Source organism: Candidatus Blochmanniella camponoti, from assembly GCF_023585825.1.
Taxonomy (GTDB): domain Bacteria; phylum Pseudomonadota; class Gammaproteobacteria; order Enterobacterales; family Enterobacteriaceae; genus Blochmanniella; species Blochmanniella camponoti.
Map to the genome: position 1 here is coordinate 375,694 of NZ_CP097751.1, position 12,756 is coordinate 388,449.

General features: G+C 31.7%; 10 protein-coding genes and 1 tRNA gene. 8 read left to right on the forward strand and 3 right to left on the reverse strand.

Annotated elements, in window-relative coordinates:
• Positions 1-3: 3 nt before the first annotated feature.
• The 3 genes from pgi to M9394_RS01585 all read right to left on the reverse strand — a co-directional run bounded on the left by pgi (position 4) and on the right by M9394_RS01585 (position 3,440).
• The gene (gene pgi / locus M9394_RS01575; RefSeq protein WP_250248091.1) at positions 4-1,659 is read right to left on the reverse strand and encodes a glucose-6-phosphate isomerase; all 1,656 of its coding nucleotides are present in this window, start codon (positions 1,657-1,659) and stop codon (positions 4-6) included.
• 490 nt (positions 1,660-2,149) lie between these two features.
• Entirely contained in the window at positions 2,150-3,034 is an 885-nt protein-coding gene (locus M9394_RS01580; RefSeq protein ID WP_250250223.1) for a homoserine O-succinyltransferase, read from the reverse strand.
• Positions 3,035-3,366: 332 nt separating this feature from the next.
• Positions 3,367-3,440 (reverse strand) — tRNA-Ile (locus M9394_RS01585).
• Between the two features lie 609 nt (positions 3,441-4,049).
• Here M9394_RS01585 and mnmG point away from each other — a divergent pair.
• From mnmG to atpD, 8 genes are all read left to right on the forward strand, one after another.
• Positions 4,050-5,948 carry a tRNA uridine-5-carboxymethylaminomethyl(34) synthesis enzyme MnmG gene (gene mnmG / locus M9394_RS01590; protein ID WP_250250225.1) on the forward strand — a complete coding sequence of 633 codons (1,899 nt, stop codon included), beginning with the start codon at positions 4,050-4,052 and terminating at the stop codon, positions 5,946-5,948.
• Between the two features lie 715 nt (positions 5,949-6,663).
• Positions 6,664-7,476: a F0F1 ATP synthase subunit A gene (atpB, locus tag M9394_RS01595; RefSeq protein WP_250247136.1), complete on the forward strand. Its 813-nt coding sequence runs from the start codon at positions 6,664-6,666 to the stop codon at positions 7,474-7,476.
• 39 nt (positions 7,477-7,515) lie between these two features.
• Positions 7,516-7,752: a F0F1 ATP synthase subunit C gene (gene atpE / locus M9394_RS01600; RefSeq protein ID WP_250247134.1), complete on the forward strand. Its 237-nt coding sequence runs from the start codon at positions 7,516-7,518 to the stop codon at positions 7,750-7,752.
• A 59-nt stretch (positions 7,753-7,811) separates the two neighbouring features.
• Positions 7,812-8,294, forward strand: coding sequence for a F0F1 ATP synthase subunit B (gene atpF, locus M9394_RS01605; RefSeq protein WP_250247132.1), 483 nt, complete (start codon positions 7,812-7,814; stop codon positions 8,292-8,294).
• Positions 8,295-8,840, forward strand: a complete 546-nt coding sequence (locus tag M9394_RS01610; protein WP_250247130.1) for a F0F1 ATP synthase subunit delta — start codon at positions 8,295-8,297, stop codon at positions 8,838-8,840. It begins immediately after the preceding gene.
• A 35-nt stretch (positions 8,841-8,875) separates the two neighbouring features.
• The gene (gene atpA / locus M9394_RS01615) at positions 8,876-10,417 is read left to right on the forward strand and encodes a F0F1 ATP synthase subunit alpha (protein WP_250250227.1); all 1,542 of its coding nucleotides are present in this window, start codon (positions 8,876-8,878) and stop codon (positions 10,415-10,417) included.
• A 32-nt stretch (positions 10,418-10,449) separates the two neighbouring features.
• Positions 10,450-11,316 (forward strand): F0F1 ATP synthase subunit gamma, encoded by an 867-nt coding sequence (gene atpG, locus M9394_RS01620; protein ID WP_250247126.1) that lies wholly within the window; start codon positions 10,450-10,452, stop codon positions 11,314-11,316.
• A 32-nt stretch (positions 11,317-11,348) separates the two neighbouring features.
• Positions 11,349-12,740: a F0F1 ATP synthase subunit beta gene (gene atpD, locus M9394_RS01625; RefSeq protein ID WP_250250229.1), complete on the forward strand. Its 1,392-nt coding sequence runs from the start codon at positions 11,349-11,351 to the stop codon at positions 12,738-12,740.
• Positions 12,741-12,756 lie beyond the last annotated feature (16 nt).

Genomic DNA, 12,756 nt, shown 5'->3' on the forward strand with positions numbered 1-12,756 from the left:
GAATCAATCACACCAAGATTTATAACAATGTATTAAACCATAAGTTGAACTGTCATGATTTTTAGAAATCATATTTCCATATTTTAATTCTGGTAAAATACTGTCAGCCAATTGTTTTCCTAATTCCACTCCCCATTGATCAAAAGTATAAATATTAAAAATAATGCCTTGCGTAAATATTTTATGTTCATATAAAGCAATCAAAGCTCCTAAAGTATAAGGAGTAATTTTTTTAACTAAAATAGAATTACTAGGATTATTTCCTTTACATAACTGAAAAGGAACTATACATTGTTCATGTTTGTCATTTTTTTTATATTTTACATATTTTTGCATTGATGTTGAATGTGTATTTCCAAAAGCCAACGCTTTAGTTTGAGCAAAAAAATTTGATATTAATTTTTCATGATGATCAGATATAGGGTTATGACTAATTGCTGGTGCGATAAAATCACATGGGACCATTTTAGTACCTTGATGAAGCAATTGATAAAATGAATGTTGTCCATTAGTCCCAGGTTCTCCCCATATAATAGGGCCAGTCTGATATATAACAGGGCATCCATTGCGATCTACACATTTTCCATTAGATTCCATATTTACTTGTTGTAAATATGCTGTAAAACGGTGCATATATTGATCATAAGGAAAAATGGCTTCAGTTTCTACTTGAAAGAAATTATTGTACCAAATGCTAATAAGCGCTAGAATGACCGGTAGATTTTCATGTAACGGTGTGTTATAAAAATGCATATCCATATCATGAGCTCCAGTCAGCAACAGTTCAAAATTTTTTACTCCCACCGATAGCATTATCGGTAAACCAATTGATGACCACAATGAATAACGCCCTCCTACCCAATCCCAAAATTTAAACATATTTTCTGATGGATCAATACCAAATTTACGCACTTCTATGGTATTTGTGGATAAAGCTATAAAATGCTTCGATATATGTTGTGCATTAGAAGTAGCTTTACAAAACCAGTTACGTGCACTAAGCGCATTAGTCATAGTCTCTTGCGTAGTAAAGGTTTTTGATGCTATCACAAATAGTGTATTTTCTGGATTTAAATTTTTTAACGTTTCAAAAATATGCGTACCGTCTATATTAGAAACAAAATGCATATTTAAATGATTTCGATATGGTTTTAATGCTTCAGTTACCATATAAGGCCCAAGATTGGAACCTCCAATGCCTATGTTAACAATATCTGTAATTATTTTATCCGTGTAACCTATCCAATTACCTTGAATAACTCGATTACAAAATTGTTTCATTTTATTTAGTACTGCATTTATTTGTGGCATTACGTTGAATCCATCTACTAAAATTGGCGTATTTTTTATATTTCTTAAAGCTATGTGCAATACAGCACGATCTTCACTACAATTAATTTTTTCGCCATGAAACATATCTGAAATAGCTTCTATCAGATCACATTCAATAGCCAAAGATATTAGTTTTATAATAGTTTCGTTCGTGATTAAGTTTTTTGAATAATCCACTAAAATTTCATTATTAAACGTTTTAGAGAAATGAGCAAACCTACATTTATCTTGATTGAACAAATCGTTAATTGATGTGCTCTTCATATCGTCAAAATGTTGTTTGAGGTGTTGCCAAGCTTGTGTACGACTAGGATTTATATTTTTCATAATTCATTTTCTTATATTCTATCACAAAAGTAAGTGAATAAGAATTAAATCTAAAACAAATTATTCAACGTGCCATAACTCGTTCAGGTTACTACATAGATGTAATAGATGATTTATATATATAATTAGCGTACCTCACGTGTATAAATATGACGAAAATTTATACAGACAACTAAACATACGAAATTAACCATTTATTTTTATATCAGCATTATATACATCTGCACATATTTATGTAAATTAAAAAATTCTTGATTATATGTAAATATACTTTTATACACCAATCAACATCATCGATCTCCGCTAGACATCAAAAAATACATAATCTTTTATATGCGCAATGACAATAAGCACAAAACTGTAATTTTAAAGAAATTATATAATTTTAAAATATTTATATTGCATAAATTAATTTTACAAAATAAACATAATAGTTTATTACTTATTTCACTCAATCTGCTCAGAAAGAATTTAAATGTTTTATGACATTTTATTGTACATAATGATTCAGCCAATTGGCAAACAACAAATACGCATGACTTCTCCAGCTGATCTTAGGAACTAAACTAGGATTGTCTTGAGGAAAATAATGATCTGGCAGCATCGGACTTAATCCTAATTTTAAATCTCTATAATACTCCTGAGATAAAGTCATCACGTCATATTCTGGATGTCCAGTTATAAATATTAAACGCTTGTCTTGACTAATAAGCAAATATGCACCTGCCTCATCAGATTCTGCTAAAATTTCTAAATCTGTGTTCCGATAAATTACATCTTTAGGAAAATCCGAATAACGAGAGTGAGGCGCTAAAAATTTTTCATCAAATCCTTTTGTTAAAAGTGTATGTGAATTTATAGTATTATGCTGGTAAATTCCTACTAATTTATGTTTCCGGGTAAATTTAGGAAGATTATATAGCACTTTTAAAGCTGCCTGTACCGCCCAACAAATAAATAATATCGAATTAATACGCTCTTTTGCCCATAAAAATAATTGCTCAATTTGAGGCCAAAAGGTTATATTTTCAAAATTAATTAATCCCAAAGGAGCACCAGTTACAATCAAACCATCAAAGTTTTTATATTGGATATCTGGAAAACTACAATAAAAGTTGTTTAAATGCTCAATAGGTGTGTTTTTAGAAACATGACCATCTATACGCAATAATTGAATATCAATTTGTAAAGGAGAATTTGATAATAAACGTAGTAATTGATTTTCCGTTTCAATTTTTTTTGGCATTAAATTAAGAATCAATACTTTTAAAGAACCTTTTTCTTTAAAAGTATTGTGTGATTTTTGCATAACAAAAACATCTTCATTCTGTAAAATTTGTATCGCAGGCAATTTATTTAATATCCGAACTGGCATAGTGTCGTGACCTTAATATGTATACGTATGTTCTAAATTTATTGAGTTTCAAACTGTTTATTTTACCTATATACATATCACAAATTCCCATTTCATCATAAATATGGAATCATATTTATAAAATTAATTTTTTTTCAACACGTATTTAGTAAAATACAAAAAATAAAAAATCATTACCTAAGTATCACGGATAATTTGTAATCCATATATTTACAAGTTAATGCGTAAGTTTATAGATGATTCATTGAACATACGCAGATACAAACATAAATAGAATACAAATTCTATCAAACGTTTCTCATTATCTACCAATTACATACATCAATTTATGATAGGCCTGAGTGGAATTGAACCACCGTCCTCACCCTTATCAGGGGTGCGCTCTAACCGCCTGAGCTACAAGCCTGTAATATAAAATATTATCAATTCTCATAATTTTTAACTACAACGTATGATTGTATATTAATTTCGATTATAAAACTACTTGTTTATTTAAAACAGAACGATATTAAACGCACATATATTTACTATTTAAATAAAATGAACCCATTTTCTATAATAAAATAACTAAAAAATATTAATTCAATTTTTTCTATAGATTTAGTTTTTAAAAAATTAATAAATAATAATAACCTATTTTCAAGTTTTTATTTCTAAATCCTACATGTTACTATAACGATCCTTAATAAGACAATCCTAATTACATACAATAATCAATATTACTTCAAATTATCTTCAATAAGCAGATAATTTAATCTATTCTTTTCATTGAATTTTTCAACTTTTTTAAATATAATTGTTAAAATGTTCGGTCAACGGAAATAATATATAATATACACACAGCAAAATAAGTAGGAGTTGTTGGCGGGAGTTCTTGTCTTGGATGTGGCTGCCGATTATGGGTGGCTTGTGCTGGGTGGTTGTGGTGTGGAATTAAATTGAAAATAAAAAGTAACTTTTTATTTTTCGGGATCGTTCTTGATAGGTTGTTGTTGGTACGTGATGAGGTTGATGTATGTTCTATCCCACTCATTTTGATGTTATTGTTGTTGGAGGAGGTCATGCTGGGACAGAAGCAGCTTTGGCTTCTGCTAGGATGCAATGTAATACGCTTTTGATTACTCATAATATTGATACTCTTGGACAAATGTCTTGTAATCCGGCTGTTGGCGGCATAGGGAAAGGACATTTAGTGAAAGAAATTGATGCGATGGGTGGATCGATGGCTTATGCTATTGATCAATCGGGAATTCAATTTAGAGTACTCAATAGTAGCAAAGGCGCTGCTGTTAGAGCAACACGTGCTCAGGCAGATAAAATATTATATCGCCAAGCAATACGTAATATTCTTGAATATCAAAAATTTTTGTTGGTTATTCAGGCGTCAGTAGAAGATTTAATAGTTAGTAGGAACAGAATTGTTGGAGTAATTACTCCAAAATTAGGAATGAAATTTAGTGGTACGTCTGTTGTGTTGACAACCGGAACTTTTCTCAATGGAAAAATTCATATTGGGATGAATAATTTTAGAGGAGGTCGATCTGGAGATTCGGAGTCGTCGTCATTGTTATCAGAGCGATTGAAGGAATTATCTTTGCAAGTTAGTCGGTTAAAAACGGGTACTTCTCCCCGTGTGCATACCAAAGGGATAAACTTTGATTCTTTACGTGCACAATATAGTGACGATCCTATTCCTGTGTTTTCATTTATAGGATCTACAAAACTACATCCTACTCAGGTGCCTTGTTATATTACCCATACTAATAATAAAACACATGAAATAATTAGATCAAATTTACATCAGAGTCCTATGTATACAGGTGTAATAAAAGGAATAGCACCTCGGTATTGCCCCTCTATAGAAGACAAAATAACTCGTTTTTCAGATCGTAATGCTCATCAAATTTTTTTAGAGCCTGAAGGTTTGACAACACCTGAAGTATATCTTAATGGCATTTCTACTAGCTTACCTTTTTGTGTACAGATGAAAATGATTAAATCAATCCAGGGATTAGAGAATGCTGATATAGTTAGGCCGGGTTATGCTATTGAATACGATTTTTTTGATCCTCGTGATTTAAAGTTAACATTAGAGAGTAAAATTATTTCTGGATTGTTTTTTTCTGGTCAAATTAATGGTACTACTGGTTATGAAGAAGCAGCTGCTCAAGGATTATTGGCCGGAATTAATGCAGCTAGATTTTCCCAAAATAAAGAAGGATGGTATCCTAGAAGAGATCAGGCATATTTAGGGGTGCTTGTAGATGATCTCTGTACTCATGGAACAGAAGAACCTTATCGTATGTTTACTTCTCGCGCTGAATACCGTCTGTCTTTACGTGAGGATAATGCTGATTTAAGATTGACTGAAATCGCGCGACAGTTAGGTTTGATAGATGAGTCACGGTGGAAAGATTTTTGTTGTAAAAAAGAAAATATTGAAAAAGAACGTCAGAGATTACGTAATACTTATGTTTTCCCGTATAGCTCAGATGTTGCACAGTTAAACAATTTTCTTAAAACACCTTTGATACATGAAGCAAATGGTGAAGATTTGTTGAGAAGGCCAGAAATTAATTACACAAAGTTATCTCAACTCAGTACTTTTGGTCCATCTGTATTGGATCGTCAAGTATTCGAGCAGATTGAAATCCAAATAAAATATGAAGGTTATATTCGTCATCAACAAGAAGAAATAAAGAGACATATTTACAATGAAAATACATTGTTACCGACTGATATAGATTTCAATATTGTTTCTGGATTATCTAAGGAGGTCATCGACAAACTCAATAATTATAAACCTTATTCTATTGGTCAGGCTTCTCGCATTTCTGGTATAACTCCTGCGGCTATTTCTAATTTATTGGTTTGGTTAAAAAAACAAGGTTTGTTAGGATATAATACATGCTAATCTGTTGAATAATGGATTTTGCTATTAATCAAGGTTATTACTTGTTTCTTATATGGGGTGTTTGTGATCGTTACTACATGGAGAGAATTGGGCGTGTAGAGTGTGGTATATTTATGTTTTTCCAATAATAGTTTTATAGAGATAATAATAGTAATTATACTACTTTAATGGTTTGTTATGTGTAGTGTTTGTTGTAATATTATACGGTTATTTATACGTATCTACATTTTACGCTTTGAATTTTTTCAAAAACAGGATTACTCTGAGTTTTTAGTTGTATACAAGTGTATTATTCCATAATATTTAATAAATATATGTGTTGTATTAATAGTTATTAATTACAAAATAAATTATTTTTCCTACACTAAACTATAGTTCGGTCGTGTGTTTGTTTCTGTAAGTGGTAATATATTATGTAAAATTTACTAATTAATTCATAGTGCCATTTTTAATTTTCTTTTATTACATTTGTATGTGATTGCGTAAAAGAGAGAGTGTTTTTATTATTTTTATTGACACTAATTTTTTAAAAAGTTGATGCAGGCACTGTTATTCTTCTCGAATACAACATCATTGTAAATTACACATAATAATGATTTAGTCTTATTAGACATGTTAGCGACAAGTTGTATATTACGGCTGTAATGTGTACTACACAAGAACATCGTAAAATATTTATAATATATTGCAGCCAATATTTTTTGAAAGGTGGATTATGTCAGGAATCAAAGGCACTTCCCAAGAATATATTGGACATCATTTATATCATCTGCAATTTGATTTAAGTACTTTTTCGTTAGTGAGCTCGGAGAATACTTCTTCATTCTGGGTATTAAATGTAGATTCGATGTTTTTTTCAATATTATTGGCTATTTTATTTTTATTAATTTTCGGTCGTTTGGCTACAGTGGCAACTTATGCAGTTCCCACAAAACTGCAAGTGTTTATTGAGTTAGTAATATTGTTTATTGATAGTAACGTAAAAGATATGTTCCATGGTAAAAATAAACTAATTGCGCCGTTATCTATGACGGTTTTTGTTTGGATTTTTTTAATGAATGCCATGGATTTATTTCCCATAGACTTATTTCCTGCTACGGCTAAATATATGTTAGGGTTGCCTGCTTTGCGTGTTGTGCCGTCTGCCGATGTGAACGTCACTTCTTCGTTAGCTTTAAATGTATTTGTACTTGTTATGTATTACAATATTTACGTTAATGGTGTTCGTGGTTTTATTAAAGGACTGGCGTATCATCCATTTAATCATCCAACGTGCATTCCTATTAATTTTATTATTGAAGTTGTTAGTTTATTATCTAAACCAGTATCACTTAGTCTTAGATTATTTGGCAACATGTATTCTGGTGAGTTGATTTTTATTTTGATATCTGGTTTATTACCATGGTGGGGGCAATGGGTTTTAAATTTACCATGGGCTATTTTTCATATCTTAATTGTTACATTACAAGCTTTTATTTTTATGGTTTTAACAGTGATTTATTTATCTACAGCTCATGATCCCTGTTGAAATGAATAATGTAATACAGAAGATTGCAGAGGGTTTATTATGGAACATTTAAATTTTGATATATATATTGCTGCAGCAATAATGATGGGATTAGCAGCAATTGGAGCAGCTATTGGTATTGGAATTTTAGGTAGTAAATTTTTAGAGGGGGCTGCACGTCAACCAGATCTTATTCCGATTCTTCGCACTCAGTTTTTTATTGTTATGGGATTAGTTGATGCAATACCAATGATTACTGTGGGTCTTGGTTTGTATGTGATGTTTTCTGCGGTTTAATAATGAAAATTAATTGAATGTATTTATTATATTGATTATTAGATATCAGGATTTGCGCTGTGAATCTTAATGCAACAATATTAGGTCAAACTATTTCATTTATTTTGTTTGTTTGGTTTTGTATGAAGTATGTGTGGCATCCATTTATATCTATTATTGAAAAACGTCAAAAAGAAATTTCTGATAATTTAGTTTCTGCTACTCATGCTAAAACAGAATCTGAGCGTGCCAATGCTGAAGCTTTGCTTTGTTTGAGACAGGCTCGGGTCAAAGCTCAAGAAATTATAAAACAAGCAAATAAGTGTAAAATGCAAATAATTAATGAAGCTAAACATGAAGCTGAAGAGGAGCAAAGTAGAATTTTATCTCAAGCGCGAGAACAGATTATTTATGAAAGAAAACGTGTTACTGACGAATTAAGAAAGCAAAGTAGCAAACTTGTAATTGAGGGTGCAGAGAAAATTATAGAACATTCTATAAATGAAGTAATTGATATAGATCTTTTAAATAATATTATTAATACGTTGTCATATGAGGATTAGATGTCTAGTATGCTTGTGGTTGCACGTACGTATGCTCAAGCTATATTTGATATAGCTGTAGAACAGAAAAATATAAACAAGTGGAAATCAGTTCTTGATTTATTTTCTAAGATTAGTCTAAATAGACTAGTACAATCTTTATTCTTTAGACGTTTAGAATCAAAAAGATTGTCAGATATATTTATTGCTATTTGTGAAGATTATCAGAAGAAAAAAATTGATATCTTCAGTAAAAATATAATCTATATTATGGCGGAAAATAATCGTTTATTATTATTACCAATTGTGTTTAAAGAGTTTACTTGTTTATATTCTATACATGTTCATACTGTAGAAATAGAAATTATCTCTGCTCGGCCTTTGAAGTATAATCAGCTGAAAAAAATTACTGATATGATGGCTAAACGTTTATCTAAAACAGTGAATCCAGTACACAAAGTAGATAAAGATATACTGGCTGGTGTAATTATTCGTATTGGAGATACTGTGATTGATGGAAGTATACGTGGACGTATTTTTCGCTTAAATCACATACTACAATCTTAATATTTTAACAGTAGTTAAAAGGTATAAACAAGATTATGCAATTAAATTCAAATGAAATTAGTAAATTAATTAAGCGACGTATTGCTCAATTTGATATAACGTGTGAGATTCGCAATGAAGGTACTATTACTGCCGTAGGGGATGGAGTAATCCATATACATGGATTAACTAATGTCATGCAAGGTGAAATGATTGCTTTGCCATCAGATCAGTTTGCTGTAGCATTGAATTTAGAACGTGATTCTGTCGGCGCTGTAGTTATGGGTTCATATTTAAATTTGTCTGAAGGCATGGTGGCAAAATGTACAGGAAATATATTAAGAGTTCCCGTTGGAACAGCGTTGTTGGGAAGAGTGGTAAATGCATTAGGGGTTCCTGTGGATAATAAAGGAGTCGTACAATGTTCCTGTTATTTTCCGGTAGAAGCCATTGCTCCTAGTGTAATTGATCGCAAATCGATAGATGAACCTATTCAAACAGGGTATAAGTCTGTCGACTCTATGATACCCATTGGACGTGGTCAACGTGAATTAATTATAGGAGATCGTCAAACTGGAAAATCTGCATTAGCAATTGACGCTATTATTAATCAACGTTATAGCGGGGTTAAATGTATTTATGTTGCTATTGGTCAGAAGGCAACAACTGTAGCTAATGTTGTAAAAAAACTAGAAGAACATCGTGCATTGTCCAATACTATTGTGGTTATTGCATCTGCTTCTGAATCAGCTGTATTACAATATTTAGCTCCTTATTCTGGATGTGCTATGGGAGAATATTTTAGAGATCTCGGGGAAGATGCATTAATTGTATACGATGATCTTTCTAAACAAGCTATCGCTTATCGTCAAATTTCTTTATTACTACGACGTCCTCCTGGGCGTGAAGCATATCCAGGGGATATATTTTATTTACATTCTCGTTTGTTAGAACGAGCTTCTAGAGTTAGCTCGGACTATGTGGAGCGGTGTACTCAGGGAAAGGTGATAGGAAGAACTGGTTCATTAACTGCAATACCTATTGTTGAAACTCAAGCTGGAGATGTTTCTTCGTTTATTCCAACTAATGTTATTTCTATTACTGACGGTCAGATTTTTTTAGAATCTCATTTATTTAATTCAGGAATTCGTCCCGCAGTAAATCCAGGTATTTCGGTATCGCGAGTTGGAGGATCTGCTCAAACTAATATCATGAAGGTATTATCTGGAGGAATTCGTACTGCTTTAGCTCAATATCGTGAATTAGCTGCTTTTTCTCAATTTGCTTCTGAACTAGATGAGGTTACTCAAAAGCAATTGCAGCATGGTCAAAAGGTAACTGAATTGTTAAAACAGAAACAATATGCACCTATGTCTGTTTCGTGCCAATCCATCATTTTGTTTGCAGCGGTGCATGGTTATTTAGAAGATGTTGAGGTTTCGAAAATAAGTGATTTTGAGTCTGCATTAATATTGTATATGACTTATACGGAAAAGGAGCTGATTAAAATAATTGATTACGATGGTGTATATAATATTAATATTGAAAATAAATTTAAAAGTATTCTTGAGACGTTTAAATCAAATCAATCTTGGTAAACTCAAGTGCGTGATCTTTGTGGAATAGCAATATGTCTGGTTTAAAAGAAATACGCGGGAAAATAGATAGCATTCGCAATATACAAAAAATTGCCAAGGCTATGGAAATGATTTCTGCTGCTAAGATTTATCAAACTCAGAGGCGTATGTTAATAAGTAAACCGTATGCGGAAACTATTCGTAAAGTAATTGATCATATTTCGTCAGGGACATTAGAATATAAACATTCTTATTTTGTAGAACGAAAAATTCAATCTGTTGGTTATTGGGTAGTCTCAACAGATAGAGGATTAACAGGAGGATTGAATATTAACTTGCTTAAAACATTATTGTGTGATTTTAACAAATGGAGTAACGAGGGAAAAACGATTAGATTAGCTATTATTGGGTCGAAGGGCGCTTCTTTTTTACGTTCCATAAAACAAACAAAGATAGTCAGTTGTGTTTGTGGAATTGGAGATGCTCCTAAAATGTCAGCGCTAATTGGGTCTGTGAGAGTAATGTTGCAGTTGTATGATAATAATCAGATAGATAGGCTATATTTAGCGTATAATAAATTTGTTAATACCTTAACTCAGAGTCCTCAGATTTTACAGATTCTTCCAATTATTTCCGCAAAAAACTCTATGTTACAAACTAAATATTGGGATTATTTATATGAACCTGATTCTAAAATTTTGTTAAACAGTTTATTACAAAGATATATTGAATCCCAAGTTTACCAAGGAGTAGTAGAAAATTTAGCTAGTGAACAATCTGCTCGAATGATGGCGATGAAGACAGCTTCGGATAATGGAGAAGTTATTATTAATGATTTAAAGTTATTTTATAATAAAGCTAGACAAACTAAAATTACGGAAGAACTTACAGAAATTGTTTCAGGAGCTTCTGTAATATAAACTTAAAAGATATAGCTAGAGGTGTAATTAATATGAGTTCTGGAAAAATTGTCCAGGTTATTGGAGCGGTGGTTGATGTTGCGTTCAATCAAGATGTAGTACCGACTGTATACCATGCGCTTGAAGTGCATATTGATGATGATTTTAATAAAAAGTTAATATTAGAAGTAGCACAACAATTAGGTGGAGGTATAGTACGTTGCATTGCAATGGGTAATACAGATGGATTACGTCGTGGATTAGTAGTAATTAATTTAAAACACTCTATTGAAGTTCCGGTAGGAAAAGAAACTTTAGGTCGTGTAATGAATGTATTAGGTGAACCAATTGATATGAAAGGACCAATTAAAGAAAAAGAAAAGTGGTCTATTCATAGATCTGCGCCACTTTATTCCGAATTATCTACTGACCAAGATCTTTTGGTTACTGGTATTAAAGTAATTGATTTAATGTGCCCGTTTTCTAAAGGAGGAAAAATAGGTCTTTTTGGAGGAGCAGGAGTTGGAAAGACCGTAAATATGATGGAACTTATTCGTAATATTGCCGTAGAACATTCTGGTTACTCGGTATTTGTTGGTGTTGGGGAGCGCACTCGTGAAGGTAATGATTTTTATAACGAAATGGTAAACTCTGATGTTATTAATAAAGTTGCTTTAGTATATGGTCAAATGAATGAACCGCCTGGCAATAGATTACGTGTGGCTTTAACTGGTCTTACTATGGCGGAAAAATTTAGAGATGAAGGACATGATGTATTGTTATTTATTGATAATATATATCGTTATACTCTTGCTGGGACTGAAGTTTCTGCATTATTAGGGCGCATTCCATCGGCAGTAGGATACCAATCTACATTATCAGAAGAAATGGGTATTTTACAAGAACGTATTACTTCTACAAGTTTAGGATCAATTACTTCTGTACAAGCAGTGTATGTTCCTGCAGACGACCTTACAGATCCATCTCCTGCTACTACTTTTTCTCATTTAGATGCAACTATAGTTTTAAGTCGTCAAATTGCTGCTCTTGGTATCTATCCTTCGGTAGATCCATTAGATTCTAATAGTCAACAATTAAATCCACTGATTGTAGGGCAAGAACATTACAATGTAGCTCGTGATGTGAAGTCTATCCTTCAACGTTATCAAGAGCTTAAAGATATTATTGCGATTTTAGGTATGGATGAATTATCAGAAGAAGATAAATTAATAGTATTACGTTCGAGAAAAATTCAACGGTTTTTATCGCAACCCTTTTTTGTTGCTGAAGTATTTACTGGATTCTCTGGTGTATATGTTTCTTTAAGAGATACTATTCAAGGATTTAAAGAAATTATAGAAGGAAAATATGATCATATTCCAGAACAAGCATTTTATATGGTAGGCACTATCGAAGAGGTTATAAAAAAAAATAAAACTCTTTAAATTTTTTTATTTTATT